We start from the raw sequence: 24,646 nt of genomic DNA, 5'->3' as shown, positions 1-24,646 counted from the left end.
CCGTGTCTTCCGTCTCCCTCGATTCCGTCAGCCTCGCCTACCCGGGCGGCCAGCTCGGCCTCGCGGACGTCGATCTCCGCATCGGCGACGGCGAGTTCGTCGCGCTCGTCGGCCCGTCCGGGTCCGGCAAGACCACCCTGCTGCGCACGGTCGCCGGCTTCGTCTCGCCGACCACGGGCACCGTCAGCATCGGCGATGCCGAGGTCGCATCGCCGAACCGGAGCGTCGAACCGGAGCGCCGCGGGCTCGGCATGGTGTTCCAGCAGCACGCGGTCTGGCCGCACTGGAACGTGGGGCGCAACATCGCGTACCCGCTGCAGCGCGCCGGCGTGCCCCGCGCCGAACGGAGGCGGCGGGTCGCCGAGGCGCTCGACCTCGTCGGACTGCCCGGCACCGAGCGGCGCGATCCCGCCACGCTCTCCGGCGGTCAGCGGCAGCGCGTCGCCATCGCCCGGGCGATCATCGCCCGCCCGCGCGTGCTGCTGCTCGACGAGGCGCTCTCGGCCCTCGACGAACCGCTCCGCGACCGGCTGCGGCTCGAGCTCCGCGCGCTCACCGATTCGCTCGGGCTCACCGTGCTGCACGTGACGCACGACCGCAGCGAGGCGCTGGCGCTCGCGGATCGGGTCGTCGTGCTCGACGGCGGGCGCGTGCAGCAGGTCGGGGCACCCACGGACCTCCTGGATCGACCGGCGACGCCGTTCGTCGCCCGGTTCCTCTCCGATGCGGCGATCGTGCGGGGCGTGCTCGCACCGGGACGCTTCCGCGCGCACGGGCTGCCGCTCGAGATCCCCCTCGACCGGATCGCGTCCGCAGATCCGCGGACGCGTCCGAGGTCCGGCGAGGAAGCGGAACTCGCGATCCAGCCCGAGCACATTCGGGTCATCCCGGACGCCGCGGGCCCCGCGACCGTCGAGTCCTCCCTGTTCGGCCGGAGCGGCGATGAGCTCATCGTGCGGTGGTCCGGACGGACGCTCCGCTCGAGGATGCCCGGTGCGCGCTGCTCCGCCGGCACACGGGTCCGCGTCGAGGTCGAACGGGCCGTGCTGTTCGGGCCGGAGCAGGAGCCGGGGGCGGCCACCGCGCCGCCGCAGGAACCGCTCCCCGAGCACCGCGCGAGCACCGCGCCCCGGCAGCCGCTCGGCACTGTCGCATGAAGCGGCCGGACGCTCCGGCCCGCGGAATCGCAGTGGTGCGGCACGGCGAGACCGACTGGAACATCGGACGGCGGATCCAGGGGCGCAGCGAGGTGCCGCTGAACGCGCGCGGGCGGGCGCAGGCCCGCGAGAGCGCCGAACTCCTCCGAGCGGCCGGAGCCTGGACCCGCGTCGTCGCCTCGCCGCTCGGCCGGGCCGCCGAGACCGGGCGCATCATCGCGGCCGCGATCGGACTCCCCGAGCCCGCTCCTGTTCCGGACCTGATCGAGCGCGATTTCGGCGCGGCGGAGGGGCTCCCCGTGGCCGAGGCCGAGCAGCGCTGGCCCGGGCTCGTGATCCCCGACGCCGAGACGTCCGACGCGCTCGCCCGCCGCGGAGCCGCCGCACTCACCCGCCTGCGCGAGGAGGCGCCGGGATCGATCGCGATCGCCCACGGCGCCCTCATGCGCGCGGCGCTCGCGGAGCTGAGCGGAGCGCCGGTGCCGCGGATCCTGAACGGCGAGGTGTGGCTGATCCTCCCGGTGGGCGGCGGAGCCACGGCGATCCGCAGGCTCGGCGCACCCGCAGGGCAGCACGCGCTCTGACCCCGGGACTCGCGCGATGCGCGATATCCGAGGCCCGGGACCCGGCGCGGCCGCTACTGCGCGGGGTTCGCCGGGGCCTGCGGCGCGATGGGCTCGATCACCACGGCCGTGCCGTAGGCGCAGAACTCGGTGAAGCTGCCGATCGATCCGGAATCGAAGCGCATGGCGATGACCGCGTTGGCGCCGCGCTGCTGCGCCTCCGACCACATGCGGTTCATGACCTCCCAGCGCGACTCGTAGATGACCTTGGTGTACTCGGGCATCTCGCCGCCGCCGAGCGAGCGGAAGCCCGCGGTGAAGTTCTGACCGAAGTTCGCGGAGCGCACCGTCAGCCCCATCACCTCGCCCAGCACCTGCGTGATGCGGTAGCCGGGCACATCATTCGTCGTGACTACGAACATGGGATTCCTCTTCTCGTCCGGAAGGCGGGGCGGCGACGCCCCACCTCGGATCCTATGCCGCGCCGCTGCTGAGCGCCCAGGACGCAGCGTCGAACGCGCGCAGGGTCCAGAACAGGCGCTCGGCGTACTGCGGCGTCGGCCAGCTCGACACCTTGACCCCGACGACCCCGGTCAGCCGGTTCATGTAGATCATCTGTCCGTGGATGCCGAGCGCGAGCATCACGTCGCCGCTCTCGCCCGGGAACCAGAAGCCGTTGCGGTACATGCCGCCGGGCATGAGCGTCGGCTCGACCGCGTTCGCGAAGGCCTCCCGCGAGTCCGGCCCACCGGCGAAGGTGTCGTCCACCCACCATTCGGGGAGCACCGCGGCTCCGTCGAGCGCCGCACCGCGGTTCACGAACAGGTTGCCGAAGCGCGCCAGGTCGCGCAGCGCGGCCGAGATCCCGCCGTCGAACATGCCGGATCCCACGCTGTCGACGCCCACGTGCGCGTCGAACTCGGCGCCCATCGGCTGCCAGAGACGCTCCGACACGACGTCGGCGGCGGGCTGCCCGGTCGCACCCTCGATCACGAAGCCGAGCGCGTCGGTCTCGCAGGACTTGTAGTCGAAGGCGCCGCCGTGCGGCCCCTGCTGCCCGAGGGTCGCGAGGAAGTCGAGCAGCGTGTCGGGCACCTCGGCGTGCCGCTTGGGCGCCCAGCCGATGGCCTCCTCGAGGAGCCGCACCTCGGCGCCGTCGTTCAGGTACTCCTCCGAGAAGCGCACGCCCGTGCGCATGTCGACGAGGTGCCGCACGAGCGCGCCATCGTACCCGGACCCCTCGAGCCGGGGCACGTACTCGGTGACCGGACGGTCGAGGTCGAGCTCACCGGAAGCGGCGAGCAGTCCCGCGGTCGTCGCGGTCAGCGACTTCGACACCGACATCAGCAGGTGCATGCCGCCCGGGGCGAGGGTGCCGAAGTACTCCTCGCCGACCACGGCCCCGCCGACCGTCATCATCCACCCGTCGGTGTCGGTCATCGCCATCACCTCGGCGAACGAGGCGTGCCGATCCTCCCAGGGGTGGGCGACCGAGAGGGTGCCGAGCTCCGCGGCCCGGGCCCCGAACTCGGTGCTGCGCACCCCGCGTCGGATCTGCCGCACCGGCAGGAAGGACTGGATGTTCTGCATCGACCACTGCAGGTACGGGGCGAACTGCCACTGGTCGAGCGGCGGCACCTCGATCCCGGCGTCCGCGGGCGTGCTCATTGCGGCGTCAGCGTCTGCGATCATCAGGCGAGTATCCCACGCTCCCGTCATTTGCCCTTGGCCGGTGCCGGCTTGAGCTCGGGTTCGCCGCCCTCGACCGGCGTCGCGTAGTACATGCCGCGGATCGCATCGATCAGGTACTTGGCGTGGATCGTGAGCCCGCCGTGGTCCGCCTCGAGGTGCGCCTTGGTGACGAGGATCCCGAGGTCCGCGCCCTTCCAGCGGTAGTCGCCCGCGTCGTAGATGCGCAGGTAGAACGCCTCGGCCTCGTTGCTCAGCAGGTGCCAGTCGAGGTCCCCGTGCGTGTAGGTGAGACGGCCCGAGTGGTCGAGCACGTAGCGCCCCGTGCGCGGGGCGGCGTTGATCCGCTCCACCGTGCTCGAGGTGTGCTTGATCACCATGTGGCTCCACTCGTCCTCGGACGCGAGGTCCTCCCAGCGGGCGTTGATCTCGTCGACGTCGATCTCGAAGTCGATGCCCGCGTACTCGAGCAGGTGGAAGGCGAACAGCGGCACGTCCGCGTAGGCGCCGGCGGTCACGTTGGTGATCGCCGAAGCGCCGCTGACGCGCGGGTTCAGCTCGCCCAGGTAGACGTCACCCGTGTCGGTGTCGAGCAGCACGTCGACCTCGAAGAAGCCGCGGTACCCCTCGGCCCCGAGCCGGTCGCCGAGCTTGCGCACGAGCTGGATCGCCGCATGGCGGCTTCCATCGTCGAGCACCGTCGGGAACATCTCGTTGCCCGCCCAGCCGCCGCGGTAGGGCGTCAGCTCGGCGTGCCCCGTGATCTCGGTCATGCAGGGGCCCACGACGGTGCCCTGGCGCGTGATCACGGCCTCGACCGCGATCGGCCGATTGTTGATCCGCTTCATGACCTTGATCTCGACGCCCGTCACCTCGTCGGCGATCGCGTCGAACTCCTCCTCGCTCGTCACGAAGTAGGTGGTCTTGCCGGAGTCGCCGTAGGCGGTCTGGATCACGAGGTCCCGGCCGAGCCCGGCGGCGTCGACGGCGCGCACCAGCTCGTCCCAATCGGCGACGGTCGTGAGGATGTTCGGCACGCTCGGCACGCCGACCGAGTCCGCGATCTGCGTCGTCACGATCTTGGAATCGAGCCGCTCGCGCAGCGCGTGCGACGGCAGGATCAGTTCGTAGTCGAGCTCCTCGCAGATCCGCTCGGTGCGCTCGTCGAAGAACACCATGACGATCTTCGGGCGCAGGCCCGGGGGCGTCTGGCGCTCGATGTGCGCCCGCACCTCGTGGTTGCTGAGCAGCCAGTTGTTGATGTCCTCGCCGCTCTCGAACTCGACGTAGGGTTTGTCGCTCGGGCTGAACACGCGCGGGTGCGCGCCGTCCCAGCTGTCGTAGTAGGTGATGTACGAGAAGCCGCGCACCCAACGATCGAGGCCGAGCAGGTTGAAGGCCGTCGCGCCGACGAAGAAGACGGGCGACTCGTTCGTCCGGAAGTAGTGGCGGATCTCGGAGATGTTCTTGAGCTTGGTCGATCCGCTGCGGCCGATGGTGACGGGGCCGGTCTTGGGCTCCTTGCGGGGGCGCTTGCGACGGGCGATCGCGGCGAGGGCGCTCTTGGCGGCCTGGGGCACCTCGGCAGGCGCCTCGACCGCCGCGGCAGCGGGCTTCGCCGCCTTCGCGGGATTGGCCGCGGAGGCCCGTGTCGCGGCCTTCTTGGCGACCGCGGGTTTCGACGCCGTCCTCTTCGCCGCGCTGCTCTTCGACGCGGCGCTCGCGCCTGCGCTCTTCGCTGCGGTCCGGGGCCGCGAGGCCCGCGGTTTCGCCGCCGGATCGGCGGTCGTCGCCGCTTCGGTCACGGGGGTCTGGAGATCGGTGTCACGCGCCATTGCGTTGTCCTTCCGTGGAGAGGTGCGAGCATCCTGACACGCAGAATCCCCGTTCTCCAAAACGGCGGAGGGGCGCGCGAGGCGCACCGCAGATCCTCCGTCGAAGCGGTGACCCGATCGCGGATCCCGCCGCCGGAGGGGCCAGGATCCGCGGATGCTACTGGAGCGCGGAGGTGAGGCGGGCGAGTCCGTCGAGCAGCTGCGCGGGCAGCGGCTGACGCTTCCATTCTTCGGCGGTGAGCTCGCGCGAATTGGCCCGGTAGTAGTCGATGACCTCGTCGAGCTCGCGCACGAAGCCCTCGCCGTGGACGACCATCGAGATCTCCATGTTGAGACCGAAGGAGCGCTGATCCATGTTCGAGGACCCGACCACCGCGACCGAATCGTCGATGGTGAAGTGCTTCGAGTGCAGGATGTACGGCGGACGGTACATCCAGATGCGCACGCCGGCGCGCAGCAGCTCGTCGTAGTAGGAGCGCTGCGCGTGGTAGACGACGGCCTGATCCCCGGTCTCCGAGACGAAGAGCTCCACCTCGACCCCGCGCGCCGTCGCGGCGCGGAGCGCGTTCATGATCGAGCCGTCGGGCACGAAGTAGGGGCTCGTGATGCTGATGCGCCGCTGCGCCGCGTAGAGCAGAGCGACGAAGACCTGCAGGTTGTTCTCGCCCGCGTACCCGGGACCGCTCGGCACGATCTGGCAGTCGAGAGCGCCGGGGCGATCCGACTCGAAGTCGGACTCCGCGAGGTGCGCGAGCAGCTCCCCGGTCTCGAGGTACCAGTCGCCCTGGAACACGGCCTCGAGGCCGAGCACGATGGGGCCCTCGACCCGCACCATGAGGTCCTTCCAGTGCAGGCCGCGCCGCCGGTTCGACGGCTTGTTGTAGCTCGAATCGACGAGGTTCTGCGAGCCCATGAATCCGACCGTGCCGTCGACGACGAGCAGCTTGCGGTGGTTGCGCAGATCGGGGCGCTGGTACTGCCCCTTCAGCGGACGCACCGGCAGCAGGTACGCCCACTCGGCGCCCATGTCGGTGAGGCTCCGCGCCGTGCGCTTCTCGCCCGGGTTGCGCTTCGCCGAGATGTGATCGAGCAGCACGCGCACCTTGACGCCGCGCGCGGCGGCCTCGCGCATCGCCTGGAACACCACGTCGGTGGTCTCGTCGTGCACGAGGATGTAGAACTCGACGTGCACGTACTCCTTGGCCTCGCGGATCGCGGCGGCCATGCGCTCGAGCGAGATCCCGTAGTCGATGCAGATCGACGCCGAATTGCCGCGCAGCATCGGCTGCGCGCCGAGCGAACTGCCGAGGCGCACCGCGCTCTCGATGCCCGGAGGCAGGGAGTCCGCATCGGTCACGAGGGCCTGGCCCTCGCGCTGGGCCAGCTCCGCCACCATCTGGTTGATGGCGTCCTGCTTCTCGACCCGGGCCTTCGGCAGGTGGTTGCTGCCGATCACGAGGAACAGCAGGAGGCCGGGGATCGGCAGGAGGAAGATCGCCATGAGCCAGGCCATGCCGGACGTCGGGCGGCGGTTTCGAGGCACCACGAACACCGCGATCACGCGGATCAGGTTGTCGACGATGAAGATGCCGACGGTCCAGATCCACGGCCAGTCCAGACCCATGATCAGGTTGAACACCCAGTCCGTCCCCTCCGAGCCGGCTCAGGGCTCGGGGCTACCTTATCGGGTGCTGTCGGCGGCGTCGGCCGGAGGCAGCCCGAGCTTCGCGCGCTCCTCGTTCTCGATTTCGCGGTAGACGCGTCGCTCGGTGCGGTCGGCGCGCAGGATGAGGCGCAGCACCGAGAAGAAGAAGATGCCGATCAGCACGGTCGGGGTGATCGACCAGAGCGCATTGACCCACCAGTTCTCCATGCCCGCCATCCTACCCCGAAGCGAACGCCGGAGCCTGGGAGCCGAACGCGGACGGGCGGGGAGCGCGGAACGCTCCCCGCCCGTCGCGGGTGACGACGGTTCGCCGTCGTCCGGGATCAGCCGGCCGTGACCCGCTCGCCGACCACCGCGATCGCCTCGGTCGGCTGGCGCAGCCGCCGGCCGAGCAGGTAGCCGGCGACGCCGATGAGCACGATGACGCCGAGGGTCGAGAGCGTGAACACCGAGAAGGTGCCCTGATCGACGCCCCAGATGTCGGCGAAGGGGTACTCGACGCCGAACAGGGCCTCGAGCGTCCCCGGGAAGATCGCGACCCAGGTGCCCAGCGCGATCCAGGCCGTGCAGATCACGCCGAACAGCTTCCAGACGACGTTGTTGACGGGCACCCGGTAGGGCCGGTGCACGTCGGGGAACTTCTTGCGGAGGCTGATGGCCGCCGGGATCGCGAACAGGTAGCTCATGAGGAACGTCGAGATGCAGATCGTCAGCACGACCTGGAACAGGGCCCCGGCCTGACCGTTGACGAAGACCATCGCGGCGAGCATGAACACGGTGCCGACGATGCCCGACATGGTGTTCACCCGAACCGGCGTGCCGAGACCCGGGTGGATCTTGCCGAAGAAGCCGCCGAAGAAGGATCCGTCGGCCGCGGCCATCGCCTGCATGCGGTCGCTGATGATCATCCACGCGCCGCCCTGCGACATGAGCACGAAGATGAAGACGATCGCCGAGATGGTGAGCATGGTGCCCGCGCCGTCCCCGAAGATCGAGAACACGGTCGCGACCGCCTCGAACAGTCCGCTGATGCCCTGGATCTTCTCGACCGGGACGACGAGCAGGATCGCGAGGATCGGCAGCAGGTAGCTCGCGGCTGCGATCCCTGCCGAGCGGGCGATCGACACCGGTACGTCGCGGCCCGGATTCTTCATCTCGCCCGCCGCGCTGTTGCCCGACTCGAAGCCGAGGAACGAGAACAGCAGCAGCGGAGTGAGCCCGAGGAACCCGGTGAGGGTGGGGGCGAAATAGGAGGCGGTGAGCCCCTGGAAGCCGTGCTGCACGCCGTAGATGACGGTGACGACGAGGAAGAACGCGAGGAACGCCACCTTCAGCAGGGCGCCGAGCGTGGGCAGCCACTTGCCGTGCTTCAGGCTGACGATCGCGCTCGCGACGGTCACCCAGATGAAGATGAGCTTGAAGCCGTAGTCCCAGAACGATCCGTGATCGATCGGCGCCACGTACGCCGACCAGGTCTCGACCGCGATGAACGCGCTCGTTCCGCCCACCCACACGGGCTGCGTCACCCAGGTGAGCATCGCCGCGATGGCCCCCGCGAAGCGTCCGAAGGCCTGGCGCACCCAGGTGTAGACGCCGCCCTCCTCGGTGAACGCGCCGCCGGTCTCGGCGAAGATGAGCGCGTAGGGCACCAGGAACAGCACCGTGAGCACCAGGGTCCAGGTGAAGGTCTCACCGCCGTAGCCGGCGACCTGGCCGAGCACCTCGATCGATACGACGGCGGCGACGACCAGGAAGACGATATCGAAACGGCCGAGCGTCTTCTGCAGGTGCTTCGATTCCTCGAGCGCCATCTGCGTCGGCGCCGTCTCGGGAGCTGCTGTGCTCACGGTGATTCCTTTCCTCATTGAAGGGTTCTGCACCAGCAAACGAGAATCCGCGCGGGAATGCGAACAGCGGTTTCCTATGCAGCCGATCTGCTCAGCAGAACGCCCCGGGCACGCTCGATCTGCGGGCGCGTGCCCTCTGGCACGCGGGCACGCCGAAGTGCCCAGTGCGGGGGTTCTGCAGAGTCAGAACCCCCGCACGGGGCACCTCGGCGCCGGATCTGCCGTGCGCTCCGGCCGCTCGCTACAGCCCGGCGCGCTCCGTCGCCAGGACGAAGGCGCGGTCCAGCAGATCGGCGAGCTCGTCGATGTCAGCGCGGGTCATGACCAGCGGGGGCGAGACCTGCACGAGCGGGTTGCCCTCGGCGTCGATCGCGACACGGCAGATGAGCCCGACCTCGGCGAGCGCCGGGTTCAGATGGGCGCCCACGAAGTCGCCCGCGCTGATGACGTCGTCCTCCCAGGTCTTCGTCCGCTTGTTCGTGACGAGCTCGAAGCTGCGGTGGAAGCCGTCGCCGCGGAAGTCGCCGACGATCGCGGTGTGCTTCTCGGCGACCGCGGAGAGCCGCTCCTCGAGGTAGGGGCTCAGCGCGGCGACGTTCTCGACGACGCCCTCCCGCTCCATGATCTCGAGGTTCTTCAGCGCCGCGGCGCAGGCGACCGGGTGGCCGCCGTAGGTCAGCGCGTGGTTGAACATGCCCACGGGGCCGTCGAGCACGGTCTCGATGATCCGGTCGCTCGCGATGACGCCGCCGAGGGGCACGTACGCCGACGCGATGCCCTTCGCGAAGACGATCATGTCGGGCTGGAAGTCGTAGTGCTGCGAGCCGAACCACGAGCCGAGGCGGCCGAAGCCGGTGATGACCTCGTCGGCGATCATGAGGATCCCGTACTTGTCGCACAGGGCGCGCACGCCGGCGAAGTACTCGGGCGTCGGCGGCTTCAGGCTGCCGCCGGCGTTCTGCAGCGGCTCCATGATGATCGCGGCGATCGTCTCGGGCCCCTCCTGCACGATGAGCGACTCGATCTCGCCGAGCAGGAACGCGGTGGTCTGCTCGGGGGTCTCGCCCTCGGGGCGGCGGTAGGTCTTGGTGTTGTGAGTGTGGCGGACGCCCGACATCAGCGGTTCGAACATGGCCCGCACGTTCGTCATGCCGTTCAGCGACATCGCGCCAAAGCTGGTGCCGTGGTAGGCGACGCGGCGGGCGATGAACTTGGTGCGGGTGCCCTGACCGATGGTCTGCTGGTACTGGCGGGCGAGCTTGATCGCGGCCTCGTTCGACTCGCCGCCGCCCGACGCGAAGAACACGCGGTTCAGGTCGCCGGGGGCGAGCTGCGCGATCTTCTGGGCGAGCAGCGCGGCCGGCGGGTGGGTGACGCTCCAGGTGGTCTGGTACGGCAGCGCCGCGAGCTGCTCGCGGACCGCGTCGCCGACCTCGGCGCCGTGGGTGTAGCCGAGCTGCACGCAGAACAGGCCGGCGAGGCCGTCGAAGAAGCGCCGGCCGCTCTCGTCGAACACCGAGCAGTGCTCGCCCCGCACGAAGACGGGGAGCTCGTCCTCCCGGTACTTGGAGGCCGGGGTGAAGTTCATCACCAGGTGGCGCTTCGCGATCTCGGCGAGGCCGCTGGGCGTATCCGTCGCGGCGTCCTCGAACGACACCGTCTCCTGCTGCAGGGTCATGATTCTTGAGAGTCCTCTCAGTCGGCTCTGACTGGGCGTGAAACCGCCTCTGGTGCCATCGTCGCACCGCCGGGAGCATCGGCAAAATAGCGAAATCGGCTCGCCTGCATCGCGCGATCAGATGCAGGATCGCGGGCGGGAGCGCTTCGGTCCTTCCATCATCTTGCGCGACGAAGGAGTCGCAGGATCCGGGTGGATCCTGCGACTCGCAGGCTCGCTCGACCAGCTGGAAGGGTCAGCCCCACTGCATCCAGGTGGTCTTGTAATCCGTGTAGTTCTCGAGGGCGTGCACCGAGAGGTCGCGCCCGAAGCCGGACTGCTTGAACCCGCCGAACGGGGTAGTGAAGCCGAGCGCATCGACGGTGTTCACCGAGACCGTTCCGGCGACCAGGCGCGACGAGACGCGGTGCGCCCGCGCGAGCGATCCCGTCCAGAGCGAGGCCGCGAGACCGTAGGGGGTCCCGTTCGCGTGCACGATCGCCTCCTCCTCGGAGTCGAACGGGGTCACGACGGCGACCGGGCCGAAGATCTCGCGCGTGTGCACCTCGTGGTCCGCGGGCACGTCGGTCACGATGGTCGGTTCGATGAACGCCCGGGATCCGTTGATCTCGGGCCGGGTGCCGCCCGCGACGATCCGGCCGTCGCGGCGCGCGTTCTCGATGGTCGCCCACACGGAGTCGGCGTGCGCCTCGGAGACGAGCGAGCCGATGCCCGAGGCCGGGTCGAGCGGATCCCCCGGCGCGTACGCCGCGGCGGCCTCCGCGTACAGCCGCAGGAACTCCTCGTACACGGATCGTTCGACGAAGATCCGGGAGTTCGCCGAACAGACCTCGCCCTGGTTGTAGAAACTGCCGAACGCGGCCTTCTCGGCCGCGAGCTTCAGGTCGTCGCAGTCGGCGAAGATCAGGTTGGAACTCTTGCCGCCCGCCTCGAGCGCGAGACGCTTCATGTTCGACTGCCCGGCATACTGCTGCAGCTGCTTCGCGACCTCGGTCGATCCGGTGAACGCGAGCATGTCGACGTCCTCGTGCAGCGCGAGCGCCTTGCCGACCACCGAGCCGCGGCCCGGAACGACGTTGAGGATCCCGGCGGGGATCCCCGCCTCGATCGCGAGCTCGGCGAGCAGCAGCGCCGAGTGCGACGCCTCCACCGGCGGCTTCACCACGACGGCATTGCCCGCGGCGAGCGCGGGGGCGAGCTTCCAGGTGGCGATCTCGAGCGGGTAGTTCCAGGCGACGATGACAGCGACGACGCCGAGGGCCTCCCGGGTGACGAGGGCGGTGGATCCGGGCGGGGTGACGGGGATCAGATCCTCGGTCTTCTCGATCGCCTCGGCGTAGAAGCGGTAGAGCGCCGCGGAACCGGGGGCGTCGATGGTCGACGATTCGCGCACGGGCTTGCCCATGTCGAGGGAGTCGTAGAGGGCGAACTCGTCGGCTCGCGCCTCGATCAGGCGGGCGAGCTCGAGCAGGCGCTCCCGGCGGAATCCGGCGCCCGCGCGCGACCAGGCGCCCGACTCGTAGGCGGCTCGGGCGGCTGCGACCGCGGCGTCGACCTCTTCGGGCCCGCAGTCGTGGATCTGCGAGAGGACCTCGCCCGTCGCCGGGTTGGTCTTCTCGATGGTCCGGCCCGAGGCGGCGGCGCGTCGGGCGCCGTCGATCACGGGGCGACCGTCGAAGACGAGGGCCGCGGCGGCGGCCGTCCATTCGGCGTGGGTGCGGGTCATGACTGGTCTCCTTCGGAGGTGGTGCGGGATGTGCGGATGTCGGGGATCGTGACGGTCGCGGTCTCGAGGTCCTGCGCTTTGAGCAGCGGGATGCCGCGGGTCTCGGGAAGGCTGAGCACGGTGACCAGGCCGACGATGCCGACGCCGACGAGGAAGAAGCCGGGGACGAGCTGATTGCCGGTCGTGTCGATGAGCCAGGTCAGCAGGTAGGGCGCGGTGCCGGCGAAGAGCGCCGCGGTGACGGCGTAGGCGATCGAGAGGCCGGTCTGCCGCGTGCGGGTCGGGAACAGTTCGACGACGGTGACCGCGTGGGTGCCGAGCACGATCGCGAGGATCAGTGCGAGCCCGAGGGTCGAGGCGAAGGTCGCCCACGGCGCGGGATTGTTCATCAGCATGAACAGCGGGACGGAGAGCACCGTGAGCGCGATCGCCGCGGCGAGCAGCACGGGTTTGCGACCGACGCGGTCCGACAGGATCCCCGCGAGGGGGACGACGATGAGGCCGAGGGCGGAGGCGAGCGTCGATAGGAGCGCCGCGCGACCGGCGTCGATGCCGACGGTGACCTCCTGATAGGTCAGCAGGTACACGAGCACTACGTAGAACGTGACGTTCATGAAGATCTCCATGCCGCAGGTCTGGATGAACTCCTTGAGGTTGCGCTGGAACACCTCCTTGACGGGGGCGTGCGAGACGGTCTCGAGCTCCTGCAGCTGCTGGAACTCGGGGGTGTCCTCGATCCGGCGTCGGATGTAGAGGCCGATGAAGCCGAGCGGGACGGTGACGAGGAACGGGATGCGCCACGCCCAATCGGCGATCTGCTGCGCGTCGAAGGCGAGGTTCAGCAGGAACACCGCGAACGAGGCCAGCAGGAATCCGAGGAGGCTGCCGAACTCGAGCCAGCTGACGCCGAAGCCGCGGCGCTTCGCCGGCGAGAACTCGCCGAGGAAGGCTGCCGCGCTGCCGAACTCGCCTCCGGCCGCGAGGCCCTGCACGATGCGCGTCGCGATGAGCAGGATCGGCGCCGCGATGCCGATGGAGGAATAGCCGGGCAGCAGGCCGAGGACGAGCGTGGAGAGCGCCATCGCGAGGATCACGATCGAGAGGGTCTGCTTGCGGCCGAGCCGGTCGCCGAGCCGTCCGAAGATGATCGCGCCCAGCGGGCGCACGAGGAAGGAGACCGCGAACACCGCGAAGGTCGCGAGCAGGCCGGCGGTCGCGCTCTCCTCGGGGAAGAACACGGAGGCGATGGTTCCGGCGAGGTAGGCGTAGACCGCCCAGTCGAACCAGTGCACCAGCACTCCGATGGCACCGGCGGCCACGCTCTTGCGCAGGCTCTTCTGGTCGACGAGATCGCTGAGCTCTCGGACGGGTTCGGAGGTCGACATTGACGGTTCCTTTGCTGCTGGGGCGGATGGTCGCGAACGGCCGGTGTTCGCACGGTTCCCGGCTCGGACGCCGGGCCTCGGTGGGCCCGGCGTCCTACCGGGTGCCGCCGCGCGCGAGCGCGACGTCGAGGGCGGTCCAGGCGAGCGCGGTGGCGCCGTCCCGCAGAGCCTGCTCGGCGAGCGGGCCGACGCAGGCCTCGGCGAACGCGGGCTGGTGGTTGCTGGCGGTGCCGCCGACGCCGATGTAGGGGTGGATCGCGTTCACGATCTGCGACACGTTGCCCATGTCGGTCGAGGCGCGGTTCATGGTCGCGGCGTCGGGGTCGACGTCGAAGTCGCGCCCGAGGCGGATCGCGTTGGCCCGGTAGTACTCCTGCGCCTCGACGTCGGTGCGCATCTCGGCGTAGCGCTCGCTCTCGGGCGTGACGGTCAGCTCGGCACCGGTCGCGAGCGCCCCGGCCTCGAAGCAGCGCAGCACCCGGGTCTCGGTCTCGAGCAGCTGCTCCATGGTCTCGGCGCGCACGTACCAGCGCCCCTCGGTGCGCTCGGGAATCGCGTTCGGCGCCTCTCCCCCGCGGGTCTGCACGCCGTGCACCCGCACGCCCGCGGGCAGCTGCTGCCGCAGCAGGGCGATGGCGGTCTGCGCGACGATGAACGCGTCGTTCGCGTTGACGCCCCGTTCCGGGTAGGCGGCGGCGTGCGCGGCACGACCGTCGTAGCGGACGTGCCAGTGGGCGACGGCGAAGGGCCGCGCCTCGGCGACGTCGACGGGCGCGGGGTGGGCCATGAGCGCGAGGTCGAGCTCGCGGAACGCCCCGCGGTCGAGCAGCACGATCTTGCCGCCGCCGCCCTCCTCGGCCGGGGTTCCGATCACCTCGACGGTGAGCCCGGCGTCCTCCGCGACGGCGGCGAGCGCGAGCGCTCCGCCCGCCGACATGGCCGAGATGAGGTTGTGGCCGCAGGCATGGCCGAGCCCGGGCAGCGCGTCGTACTCGGCGAGGAACCCGACGGTGAACGGCCCGGATCCGATGGTCGCCCGGAACGCCGTGTCGAGCCCGAGATAGGGCTGTTCGATCGCGAAGCCGTGCGCTGCGAGCAGGCCCGCGACCGCGGCGGAGGAGCGGTGCTCCTGCCAGCCGAGCTCGGGGTCGTCGTGCAGGCCGTCCGACAGCGCGACCAGCTCGCCGTCGAGTTCGTCGCGCCGCGCGGCGATCCGCCGCTTCAGCGCGTCCGCGTCAGTGATCATGGGGATCCGCTCCGTCGCTATTCGTCGCCGGGCACGCCGTACGAGGGCGCCGCCGCCGGGTTCAGTCCTCGGCTCACGTAGTCGTCCCGCTGCGGCAGCCACTCGTCGAGCGCGCGGCCGAGCTGCTCGATCGGGTCGTCCTCGGCCCAGTCGACGCGGAGGTCGGTGACTCGCCAACCGGCGCTTCCCACGACCGAGATTCCGGCCGAGTGCACCGGGCCCGCTTCGCCGCCCGCGGCGACCGCAGCGCGCAGCGCGGCGAGCAGACGCTCCTCGATCCGGCCGGGGACGGTCAGCGCCGTGTCGACGAGCGCATCGAGTACGTCGAGGCTCGCGAGCATGTTGCCGCCGGCGACCGCGTTCTCGCGGCCGGCCGAACCGAAGATGCCGAGCGCACGGGTCCCCGAGAACACGGCCGGAGCACCGGAGGCGTCGAGCACGAGCAGCTGACGGAAGTCGATGGTGGCCGGATCCGCCGCCGCGACGACGGCGTCGATCGCCTGCTGGGCGGAGTCCCCGGCGCGGAGGCGCTCGATGAGCGCGGGCCCGAGCCGCGGATCGGTGACGTTCTGCGAGTGGGCGCCGCCCAGATCGTCGGCGAGGTTGACGCATCGCGCGGCGACCGCGGGCGAGGACGACGAGATCGCGGAGCCGAACTCGCCGGTCTCCGGATCCCTGAGGATGAGCGAGAAGGTCATGCGCCGCTCGTCCCGCTGATCACGGCGGTGGCGTCGATCTCGACCAGCCACTCGGGACGCGCGAGCGCCTGCACGACGATGCCGGTCGAGACCGGGTAGACGCCCTTCAGGTACTTCCCCATGGTGCGGTAGACGTCCTCGCGGTAGCGGGGATCGATGATGTAGACGGTGACCTTGACGATGTCGGCGAGGCTGCTGCCGGCCTCGCCGAGCAGCATCTCGATGTTCTGCATGGCGCGCTCGGTCTGGGCGACGACGTCGCCGATCCCGACCGACTCGCGGGTCTCGAGGTCCTGGCCGATCTGACCGCGCAGGTAGACGACGCCGTTCGCGACGACGGCCTGGCACAGATCGTTGTCGAGGTTCTGCTCCGGGTAGGTCTCTTTGGTGTTGAACTTCCGCAGTCGCAGGTGCGTCTCCGTCACGATGCCTCCTCGTCGAGCCTTGCGCACGCCATTCACGTCGCAGCACTATTGTTGGGAGGCCACACTCCATCTGTAAAATAGCCAAAAGATAGAGGCTCGATCGCTCCAGCAGATCGAGCCGAAGGAGCTCCGATGACGCAGCGCTTCTCCATCACGCTCACGCAGCTGAGCTACTTCGTCGAATGCGCGAAGACGCTCAACATGACGGCGGCCAGCCAGCAGTTGCACGTCGCGCAGTCGGCCGTGTCCACCGCGATCTCGCACCTCGAGCGCTCGCTCGGCACAGCCCTGTTCATCCGGCAGCACTCCAAGGGCCTGATCCTGACCCCGGCGGGCGAGACCCTGCTGCGAGACTCGCACCAGCTCTTCGGCCTCCTCACCGACACGATCGACTCGATCCGCGCCGAGCAGCACGAGGTGCGCGGCAGCATCACCATCGCGTGCTTCAACACCTTCGCGCCTTTCCTGCTCCCCCACCTGCTCGGGCGCCTGCAGGACCGCCACCCCGACCTCGACGTGCAGGTCATCGAGGGCGACGACGACGAGGTGCTGGGAGCCCTCCGCGGCGGGCGGGCGGAGCTCGCGATCGCCTACCAGTTCTCGGACTCCGAGGGACTCGACCGCACCGTCATCGGCGAATTCCAGCCGCACGTGCTCGTGGGCGCGGAGCATCGGCTCGCGGACCGCGGGAGCGTCGCGCTCGCCGAGCTCGCCGAGGATCCGTTCGTGCTGCTCGACCTGCCGAGCAGCCGCGACTACTTCCTGGGGCTGCTGCGCCAGGCCGGCATCACCCCGGTGCTGAAGTACCGCACGGCGAGCTACGAGACCGTGCGCTCGATGGTCGCCACCGGGCTGGGCTACTCGATCCTCAACCAGCGACCGCGCACGAACGAGACGTACTCGGGCGAGCGCCTCGTCGTGCTCGAGATCAGCGACCCGCTGCCCGGCCTGAGCGTCGCGGTCGCCTCGCTCGCGCAGATGCAGCGCTCGACCCGGGCCCGCGCGGTCGAGGCGACCGCGCGGGAGATCCTCGCCGAGACCGCGCACTGAACCGTTCTCCTCGCTCTCGCACCCTCACTCGTTCGCTCTCGCATCCTCGATGCGCTGCGGTGATCGCGATTCGCTTCTGCATCGCTTTGAGCGATCCAGGGGACCGCGAATGACTATTGGCGCTCTCCGTACCCGCTGAGGTTTGCTGGGGGAATCCGAGGCCGGCGCACCGTCGCGACCGGCCGGATCCCGAATCGCACCCAGCAGAGTGGAGAACGAAGATGTCGAGCCAGGAGGTCGAGGTCACCGAAGTCCTCGTCATCGGAGCCGGGCAGGCGGGGATCGCCGCGAGCGAGCACCTGAGCGCCGCCGGGATCCCCCACATCGTGCTCGAACGGAGCCGCATCGCCGAGCGCTGGCGCAGCGAGCGCTGGGACTCGCTCGTCGCCAACGGCCCCGCCTGGCACGACCGGTTCCCCGGGCTCGAGTTCGACGACGTCGATCCCGACGCCTTCGCGCCCAAGGAGCGCGTCGCCCGATACTTCGAGCAGTACGCCGAGAAGTTCGCGCTGCCGATCCGTACCGGCGTCGAGGTGCTCGGAGTGCAACGCGATCCCGCGCACGGCGGTTTCATCGCCGAGACCAGTGCCGGACCGATCCGCGCCGCGTACGTGATCGCGGCGACCGGCGCCTTCCAGGTGCCCGCCGTGCCCGCCGTGGTGCCCGAGTCGGCCGGCGTCGAGCAGATCCACTCGAGCGCGTACCGCAACCCCGAGCAGCTGCCCGACGGTGCCGTGCTCGTGGTCGGCGCAGGATCCTCCGGCGTGCAGATCGCCGACGAGCTGCGGGCGTCCGGCCGCGAGGTGTTCCTCGCCGTCGGCGCGCACGACCGCCCGCCGCAGCGCTACCGCGACCGCAGCTTCGTCTGGTGGCTCGGCACGCTCGGCCTCTGGGAGAAGTCCACGCCCCCGGCCGGCGCCGAGCACACGACCATCGCGGTCAGCGGCGCGCACGGCGGCCGCACCATCGACTTCCGCGACCTCGCCGCGGACGGGATCACCCTCGTCGGGCGGGCGGACGCCTATGCCGACGGCGTGATCTCGTTCGGCCCCGACCTCGAGCGGGACGTGCGCGCGGGCGATGCGAATTACCTGTCCGTCCTCGACCAGGCCGACGCCTACATCTCCCGCACCGGCATCGACCTGCCCGAGGAGCCCGCGGCGCGGGAGCTCGACCCCCTCCCCGAATCGGTCGTGCACCCGATCCGCTCGCTGGACCTCGCCGAGGCCGGTGTCGGCTCGATCGTGTGGGCCACCGGGTTCCGGGTCGACTACCGCTGGCTGCCCGAGGGCGCCGTCGACGCGCAGGGCCGCCCCCGGCACGAGCGCGGGGTCTCGGCCGAGCCCGGCATCTACTTCCTCGGCCTGCCCTGGCAGTCGCGCCGCGGATCCAGCTTCATCTGGGGCGTGTGGCACGACGCCAAGTACGTCGCCGAGCAGATCGAGATCCAGCGCGGCTACCTGGGCTACACGGGGAACGGGCGCCCGGCCGCGGCCCCGTCCACGGCCCCGGCCGACGTCCGCCCGGAGCTCACCGCTGCCACGGCCTGAGCACCGAACGCAGCAGGGCCCCGAACGGTCGAAACCGGTCGGGGCCCTGCTGCGTTCGGTCACTCCGGGATCCTGCGACTCATCGTCATGCTGCGCGAGGCACGAGTCGCAGGCTCGCGCAGGATAGACGACCGCTCGCAGGCTCCCGGTCGTCTACTTGACGAGCGGGAAGAGGATCGTCTCGCGGATCCCGAGGCCGGTGAGCGCCATGAGCAGGCGGTCCATGCCCATGCCCATGCCGCCCGACGGGGGCATGGCGTGCTCGAGGGCGCGCAGGAACTCCTCGTCGACGCCCATCGCCTCGTCATCGCCGCGGGCCGCCTCGGCGGCCTGCTGCACGAAGCGCTCGCGCTGCACGACGGGATCCACGAGCTCGGAGTAGCCGGTCGCCAGCTCGAAGCCGCGGATGTAGAGATCCCACTTCTCGACGACGCCCGGGATCGAGCGGTGGTGGCGGGTCAGCGGGCTCGTCTCGACCGGGAAGTCCATGACGAAGGTCGGACGGGTGAGCGAGTCGATCACGAAGTGCTCCCAGAGCTCCTCGATCAGCTTGCCGTGGTTCGGCAGCTTGACCTCGACGCCCTCCTGCTCGGCGAGCGCGAGCAGCTCCTCGACCGAGGTCTCGGGCGTGATCTCGCGGCCGGCCGCCTCGGAAAGGGATCCGTACATCGAGATGCGATCCCAGTCGCCGCCGAGGTCGAAGAGGGTGCCGTCGGCCCACTCCACGACCTGGGTGCCCTCGCGCTCCGTGCCGACGTTCGCGGCGAGCGCCGCGTTCTGCACGAGCGCCTGGGTGAGGTCGGCGATCCCGTTGTAGTCGGTGTAGGCCTGGTACGCCTCGAGCATCGCGAACTCGGGGCTGTGCGTCGAGTCGGCGCCCTCGTTGCGGAAGTTGCGGTTGATCTCGAAGACGCGCTCGAGGCCGCCGACCGCGGCGCGCTTGAGGAAGAGCTCGGGCGCGATGCGCAGGTAGAGCTCGGTGTCGAAGGCGTTGGAGTGGGTGACGAACGGACGCGCCGATGCGCCGCCGTGCATGGTCTGCAGCATGGGCGTCTCGACCTCGATGAAGTCGCGATCGGCGAAGGTCCGGCGCAGGCTCGCCATGGTGCGGGCGCGGGTGACGACGTTGCGGCGCGCCTGCTCGCGCTGGATGAGGTCGAGGTAACGCTGGCGGACCCGGGTCTCCTCGTTCAGCTCCGTGTACATGTTGGGCAGCGGGGCGATGGCCTTGGCGGCGATCCGCCACTCCGTGACCATGATCGAGAGCTCGCCGCGGCGGCTCGAGATGACCTCGCCGCTGACGAACAGGTGGTCGCCCAGGTCGACGAGCTCCTTGTAGCTCGCGAGCGAGTCCTCGCCGACCTCGGCGAGGCTCACCATCACCTGGATCCGCTCGCCGTTCCCCGCCTGCAGCGAGCCGAAGCACAGCTTGCCGGTGTTGCGCTGGAACACGACGCGGCCGGCGATGCCGACGATCTCGCCGGTCTCGTCGCCGGCGACGAGCTCGCCGAACTTCGCGCGCACGGCGGGGATCGTGGTGGTCACGGGGACCGAGACGGGGTACGCGCCGCCCGCCAGGTCGGCGCCGGCATTGAGCTTGTCGCGCTTCTCGAGGCGCACGCGCTTCTGCTCGAAGACCTCTGCTTCGGTTTCGACGTGCGTTTCGGGTGCGGTCTGCTCGCTCATTTGGGCGGGATCCTCCATGCTGTGCTCTGATGCGGCGCGCGGGACCCGGCCCGGGCGCACCGGATCAGTCTACGCGAGGGCGATGACGCCGAACCGTGCGCGCGGAGTCGCCCGCTTGTGCACATGGACAAGCACCGCACGGACCGGACGATCGTATACGATTCAGGCGAGCGGGTGGGCCGCCGAAGGAGGAGCACCGTGAGCACTGCGCAACCCCGCCTGACTCCGGGACTCCTCGCCGCGCTCGGCCTGCTCGCCGCCGTGAGCGCGGTCGCCACCGACCTCTACATCCCGTCGATCCCGAGCATCGCGAGCGAACTGCACGCCTCGGCGTCGTCGGTGCAGCTGACGCTCTCGCTGTTCTTCTTCGGCGTCGGCCTCGGACAGCTGCTGCTCGGTCCGCTCTCCGACTCGCTCGGTCGCCGCCCCGTGCTGCTCGCGGGCTTCGCGGTGTTCGCGCTCACCGGCATCGCGACCGTGTTCGTGCAGGACATCGGCACGCTGATCGCCCTGCGCCTGCTGCAGGGCCTCTCGGGCGCCGTCGGCATCGTGCTCTCGCGCGCCATCGCCGCGGACCTCAGCACCGGCGACACCGCGGTGCGCGCGCTGAGCCTCATCGCCATGGTGGTCGGGCTCGGGCCCATGATCGCGCCCGTGCTCGGCGGCTTCGCCCACCGGCTCTGGGACTGGCGCGGCGTGCTCGCCGTGCTCGCCGTCATCTCGACGCTCATGCTCCTGCTCGCGTGGCGCCGGGTGCCCGAGTCGCTGCCCGTCGAGCAGCGGCGCCCGCACGGCGTCGGCGCCGCCCTGCGGCCCTTCGGGGAACTGATCCGGGATCGCGGCTTCGTCGCGCTCACGCTCGCCTTCGCGCTGTCGTTCACCGCGATGATCTCGTACATCTCGGCATCGCCGTTCATCGGCCAGCGGCTCCTGCGCATGACGCCCATCGAGTACGCGCTCTCGTTCGCCGCCGGAGCATCCGCCCTGCTCATCGCGAACCTGGTGAACGCCCGCTTGGCCCCACGGGTGGGCCCGGCGCGCATGCTCTCCGTGGGATCCGGCCTGCTCGTGCTCGGCGGGCTCGGCATGCTGACGCTCGTGCTCTCGGACGCGCTCACGATCCCCGGTTTCATCGCCTGCGCGTTCGCGCTCACGGGCGGCACCGGCCTCACCATGTCGAACGCGAGCGCTCTCGCGCTCGCCCGCGCCGGGAGCGCACGCGGATCGGGGTCGGCACTGATCGGCACCGCGCAGTTCGCCCTCGGCGGCGCGGCCGCTCCGCTGGTCGGGCTCTGGGGCGAGACGACCGCGCTGCCCATGGCGATCACCGTCGCCGCGGCCGCCGTGCTGTCGGCCGCCTGCGCGACGATCCGCCGCAGGGGCTGAGGCGCGAGCGCTCCGCGGCCCCGCAGCCCGCGGCTACTCCGCGCGCGGCACGGCCCGCGCGAGCGCTTCCTCGACCGAGGCGCGGACGAGGCCGCCGATCACCCGGTCGGGATGCTCCAGGCCGATCCCGTCGAGCGCTTCGAGCGCCTGCCGCACCACGGCGCTCGAGAACTCGCGCGCCGCGGCGAGCGCCTCGGCGTACGCCGGTCGATCCCGCTCGGCGACCACGACGGGCTCCGCACCCATCTCGACCGCGAGCGCCTGCCCGATCGGCAGCACCGGAGCGGGGGCCGTGACCGCGACCGTCGATTCGGCGAGCCGAGTCAGGTCGAGGCTCGTGCCGGTGAAGACGAGCGCCGGGTGCAGGGCGAGCGGGATCACGCCCGTCGCGAGCGCGGGCGCGAACACGCCGTAGCCGTGCTCGGGCGCGGTGTGCACGGCGAGCTGGCCCGGCTGCCACGCCCCGGTCTCGGTGAGTCCGCGCACGAGGCCGGGGAGCTCGTCGCCGGGGATCGCGAACAGCACGAGCTCCGAGCGGCGCACGACCTCCGGCACGTCGAGCACCGGAACGCCGGGCAGCATGGCCTCCGCGCGCTCGCGGCTCTCGTCGCTGACGGCCGAGATCCCGGTGATCGCGTGCCCGGCTCCGGCGAGCGCGTTGCCGAGCACGGGGCCCACGCGGCCCGCACCGACGATCCCGATGCCGAGCCGCCCGTCGCGACGGGTCTCGCTCATCGCGGGGTCCCGGCGACGTCGTCGCGCTGCGCCGCCACGGCCTGAGCCGCGAGCTGCTCGAACAGGCGGCGGGCATGGTCGAGTTCGAGTCCCGCGATCTCGGTCGGCACGGGCCCGAACACCGTGTGCACCCGAACACGGGCGAGGCCCAGCGCGCGGTGGAAGAACGTGCGGTGCAGCAGCACCGACTGGGCTCGCGCGAGCGGCACGAGGGCGTAGCCGCGGGTGAGCACGCCGCGTCGGATCAGCGCGAGCGTGTGCGGGGATCCCGGGCCCGGCTCGGTCACCGCGATCCCGGTGCGCCGACGCGCGGCCCAGAGCACGAGCCCGCTGCGCGGCCCGGCACCGAGGTAGCCGCCGCCCGCACCCGCGATCCCGTCCCGCAGCACGGCGTACGAGAGCGGGCCTTCGGCGCCGCCGCCGCTCGCCGCGAAGAAGTTCCGGTCGCCCAGGATCGTCTGCGTCACGCGCACCGCGTCGTCGAGCGTGCCGACGGGCAGCACGATCCCGGCGACCTTCTGGCCGTCCGATCCGTTGGTCGCGTTGCCCGCGAGGGTGATCCGCACCTGCCACCAGCCGAACGGCTTCCAGAGCAGCGGCTGCCGCACGTCGACGGCGTGCACCCGCGCGAAGGGGATGGTCTCGGTGCGCGTCGCGGTGAGGCCCGCGCCGATCCGGATCGCGTCGTCCGAACGCGAGAGCGTGAACCCGAAGCCTCGGTTGAAGTGGCTCACGATCACCGCGACCGAGGCGATGACGATCGGGATCAGGCCCGCGAGCGCCGCCGGATGCCCGGCGATCACGAAACCGCCGATCACGCCCACCAGCACGATGGCGACCAGGAAGCCCCAGCCGAGCACGATGCTGCCGACGAGGCGCCCGAGCGGCACCGTGACGAGCGTGCCCGACATGCGCGCACCCTGGTCGACGTCGTCGTCGGCGAAGTCGGTGACGCGCGATTCGAGGTCGAGCGCGTTCCGCAGGCGGGATCCGGACTGCGCGTCCGCGGTCGCGGTCGCGTCCGCCGTCCCGGCCGTGCCTTCCGCCGCGGCCGCCGCTGCGGGATCCACCGCAGCCGGATCCGCGCTCGCGGTGCCGGCGGTCTGCGCGCGGACCAGACGGAGGATCTGCTCCCGCACGGCCTGCGCGTCGCGGTGCCCGAGGTAAGCGAGCGTCAGCTTGCCGCCCTGGCCCGCGGTCTGTACCTCGACCTGGGTGAGTCCGAGCACGCGGGCCAGCAGCTGCCGCTGCAGGTCCACCGCCTGGATCCGGTCGAGCGGCGCCCGGCGGTGCTGCTTGAACAGGACGCCGCGGCGCAGCTCCACCGCATCGTCGGCGATGCGGAACTGCGCGAAGCGGTACGACAGCCAGGAGAACAGGATCACCAGCGCGATGATCCCCGCGACGACCAGCAGCGCCACGACCACGAGACCGTGCTCGAAGATGTAGTCGATGCCGCCGTTCTCGGGACTCTGGTTCCAGCTCGAGTTGCCGATGACCAGGCTGATCACCTGGTCGCGCAGATTCGCGACGATGATGCCGAACAGCACGAGCACGAAGAGCCCGCCGCGCAGCAGCGGCGAGAGCGGATGGAGCCGCCGCCACTCGCCGTCGCTCGGGATCGCGGGCTGTCCCTGGGCTCCGCCCCCGGGCTGCGCCGGGCCGAACGGGTGAGCCGGGACCGCGGGGTCTCTCACAGCCCCGACCGCCGCGACTCGGCGAGCCGGATCAGCTCGTCGCGCAGCGCCTCCGCGTCGGCGTCGACGAGGCCGGGCAGGGCGATGCCCGTCGCCGCGGCCGCGGTGACGAACTTGAGATTCGCGAGCCCGAGCGCGCGCAGGAGCGGCCCGCGGGTGACGTCGACCAGCTGCAGGCGGCCGTAGGGCACCGCGACCACGCGCTCGAACATGATGCCGCGGCGGAAGACGAGGTCGTCCTCGCGCAGCGCGTAGCCCATCGCGCGCACGCGGCGGAAGGCGAGGATCGCGTTCACGAGGAACGCGGCTGCCACGACGGCCAGCGCGATGACGACGAGCACGGGGACGTCGGTGCGGATGTACGTCGGGATCACGTAGGCGGCACCGCCCGCGATCACGACGGGGATCAGGTTGCCGACCAGGTCGACCCAGGCGTACTTCGGCGAGACCCGCAACCACGCGGTCGCGCCGGTCTCGCTCGCGGCACCGTGGCGGGCGACGGGCTGATCGGAGGGGGATGCTGAATGCGCCGGTTCTGTCACGCTCCCACTCTACGGCGAACCCGGCGCGCGGCACCGGTCCCGGCGCGCTTCGGCGCGATCCGGGCCTCTTCGGCGCGGTTCGGTT

At 70.8% G+C, this 24,646-nt stretch carries 21 protein-coding genes; 5 read left to right on the top strand and 16 right to left on the bottom strand.

Annotated elements, in window-relative coordinates:
* The first annotated feature begins 2 nt into the window (after positions 1-2).
* Positions 3-1,157 carry an ABC transporter ATP-binding protein gene (locus tag ABD169_RS05145; RefSeq protein ID WP_344030158.1) on the top strand — a complete coding sequence of 385 codons (1,155 nt, stop codon included), beginning with the start codon at positions 3-5 and terminating at the stop codon, positions 1,155-1,157.
* The gene (locus ABD169_RS05140; protein ID WP_046454352.1) at positions 1,154-1,741 is read left to right on the top strand and encodes a histidine phosphatase family protein; all 588 of its coding nucleotides are present in this window, start codon (positions 1,154-1,156) and stop codon (positions 1,739-1,741) included. The genes ABD169_RS05145 and ABD169_RS05140 overlap by 4 nt, the downstream gene beginning before the upstream one ends.
* Before the next feature lie 53 nt (positions 1,742-1,794).
* Here ABD169_RS05140 and ABD169_RS05135 read toward each other — a convergent pair whose 3' ends face one another.
* From ABD169_RS05135 to ABD169_RS05080, 12 genes are all read right to left on the bottom strand, one after another.
* The gene (locus ABD169_RS05135) at positions 1,795-2,142 is read right to left on the bottom strand and encodes a YbjQ family protein (RefSeq protein WP_046454351.1); all 348 of its coding nucleotides are present in this window, start codon (positions 2,140-2,142) and stop codon (positions 1,795-1,797) included.
* Between the two features lie 52 nt (positions 2,143-2,194).
* Positions 2,195-3,412, bottom strand: a complete 1,218-nt coding sequence (locus ABD169_RS05130; RefSeq protein ID WP_344030154.1) for a serine hydrolase domain-containing protein — start codon at positions 3,410-3,412, stop codon at positions 2,195-2,197.
* Positions 3,413-3,435: 23 nt separating this feature from the next.
* The gene (locus ABD169_RS05125) at positions 3,436-5,244 is read right to left on the bottom strand and encodes a biotin carboxylase (RefSeq protein ID WP_344030150.1); all 1,809 of its coding nucleotides are present in this window, start codon (positions 5,242-5,244) and stop codon (positions 3,436-3,438) included.
* Between the two features lie 157 nt (positions 5,245-5,401).
* A complete protein-coding gene (cls, locus tag ABD169_RS05120; RefSeq protein WP_344031640.1) occupies positions 5,402-6,868 on the bottom strand; it encodes a cardiolipin synthase in 1,467 nt (488 codons plus the stop codon).
* Positions 6,869-6,925: 57 nt separating this feature from the next.
* Entirely contained in the window at positions 6,926-7,117 is a 192-nt protein-coding gene (locus ABD169_RS05115) for a hypothetical protein (protein ID WP_046454350.1), read from the bottom strand.
* A 116-nt stretch (positions 7,118-7,233) separates the two neighbouring features.
* Positions 7,234-8,757, bottom strand: a complete 1,524-nt coding sequence (locus ABD169_RS05110) for an APC family permease (protein WP_344030146.1) — start codon at positions 8,755-8,757, stop codon at positions 7,234-7,236.
* 241 nt (positions 8,758-8,998) lie between these two features.
* The gene (locus ABD169_RS05105) at positions 8,999-10,435 is read right to left on the bottom strand and encodes an aspartate aminotransferase family protein (RefSeq protein WP_344030143.1); all 1,437 of its coding nucleotides are present in this window, start codon (positions 10,433-10,435) and stop codon (positions 8,999-9,001) included.
* 235 nt (positions 10,436-10,670) lie between these two features.
* Positions 10,671-12,161: an aldehyde dehydrogenase family protein gene (locus tag ABD169_RS05100; RefSeq protein WP_344030140.1), complete on the bottom strand. Its 1,491-nt coding sequence runs from the start codon at positions 12,159-12,161 to the stop codon at positions 10,671-10,673.
* The gene (locus tag ABD169_RS05095; RefSeq protein WP_344030137.1) at positions 12,158-13,546 is read right to left on the bottom strand and encodes an MFS transporter; all 1,389 of its coding nucleotides are present in this window, start codon (positions 13,544-13,546) and stop codon (positions 12,158-12,160) included. The genes ABD169_RS05100 and ABD169_RS05095 overlap by 4 nt, the downstream gene beginning before the upstream one ends.
* Positions 13,547-13,640: 94 nt before the next feature.
* Positions 13,641-14,792, bottom strand: coding sequence for a M20 family metallopeptidase (locus ABD169_RS05090; protein WP_344030134.1), 1,152 nt, complete (start codon positions 14,790-14,792; stop codon positions 13,641-13,643).
* A gap of 17 nt (positions 14,793-14,809) precedes the next feature.
* Positions 14,810-15,490, bottom strand: a complete 681-nt coding sequence (locus tag ABD169_RS05085; protein ID WP_344030131.1) for a DUF1028 domain-containing protein — start codon at positions 15,488-15,490, stop codon at positions 14,810-14,812.
* Positions 15,487-15,918, bottom strand: a complete 432-nt coding sequence (locus ABD169_RS05080; protein WP_156174916.1) for a RidA family protein — start codon at positions 15,916-15,918, stop codon at positions 15,487-15,489. Before ABD169_RS05080 ends, ABD169_RS05085 begins: the two co-directional genes overlap by 4 nt.
* Before the next feature lie 129 nt (positions 15,919-16,047).
* Here ABD169_RS05080 and ABD169_RS05075 point away from each other — a divergent pair, with 129 nt between their 5' ends.
* Both ABD169_RS05075 and ABD169_RS05070 read left to right on the top strand, forming a co-directional pair.
* On the top strand, positions 16,048-16,965 hold the full coding sequence (locus ABD169_RS05075) for a LysR family transcriptional regulator (protein ID WP_046454343.1): 918 nt from the start codon (positions 16,048-16,050) through the stop codon (positions 16,963-16,965).
* 221 nt (positions 16,966-17,186) lie between these two features.
* Complete coding sequence (locus ABD169_RS05070; protein WP_344030125.1) at positions 17,187-18,515, top strand: flavin-containing monooxygenase; 1,329 nt, start codon at positions 17,187-17,189, stop codon at positions 18,513-18,515.
* A 153-nt stretch (positions 18,516-18,668) separates the two neighbouring features.
* Here ABD169_RS05070 and lysS read toward each other — a convergent pair whose 3' ends face one another.
* Positions 18,669-20,201: a lysine--tRNA ligase gene (gene lysS, locus ABD169_RS05065; RefSeq protein WP_344030122.1), complete on the bottom strand. Its 1,533-nt coding sequence runs from the start codon at positions 20,199-20,201 to the stop codon at positions 18,669-18,671.
* Positions 20,202-20,399: 198 nt separating this feature from the next.
* On the opposite strand from lysS, the gene ABD169_RS05060 reads away from it, so the two are divergent.
* Positions 20,400-21,587, top strand: coding sequence for a multidrug effflux MFS transporter (locus tag ABD169_RS05060; protein ID WP_344030119.1), 1,188 nt, complete (start codon positions 20,400-20,402; stop codon positions 21,585-21,587).
* Positions 21,588-21,620: 33 nt separating this feature from the next.
* On the opposite strand, the gene ABD169_RS05055 is transcribed toward ABD169_RS05060, so the two are convergent.
* The 3 genes from ABD169_RS05055 to ABD169_RS05045 are packed head-to-tail and all read right to left on the bottom strand — an operon-like array spanning position 21,621 to position 24,561.
* Entirely contained in the window at positions 21,621-22,322 is a 702-nt protein-coding gene (locus ABD169_RS05055; protein WP_344030116.1) for a Rossmann-like and DUF2520 domain-containing protein, read from the bottom strand.
* Positions 22,319-24,019 (bottom strand): PH domain-containing protein, encoded by a 1,701-nt coding sequence (locus tag ABD169_RS05050; protein ID WP_344030113.1) that lies wholly within the window; start codon positions 24,017-24,019, stop codon positions 22,319-22,321. The genes ABD169_RS05055 and ABD169_RS05050 overlap by 4 nt, the downstream gene beginning before the upstream one ends.
* Positions 24,016-24,561: a PH domain-containing protein gene (locus tag ABD169_RS05045; protein WP_425560946.1), complete on the bottom strand. Its 546-nt coding sequence runs from the start codon at positions 24,559-24,561 to the stop codon at positions 24,016-24,018. Before ABD169_RS05045 ends, ABD169_RS05050 begins: the two co-directional genes overlap by 4 nt.
* Positions 24,562-24,646: the final 85 nt, after the last annotated feature.

The organism is Leucobacter iarius (genome assembly GCF_039530105.1).
In the GTDB taxonomy this organism is placed as follows: domain Bacteria; phylum Actinomycetota; class Actinomycetes; order Actinomycetales; family Microbacteriaceae; genus Leucobacter; species Leucobacter iarius.
Note: the sequence above shows the minus strand (reverse complement) of the source record. Positions and strands in the feature narration are given on the sequence as shown.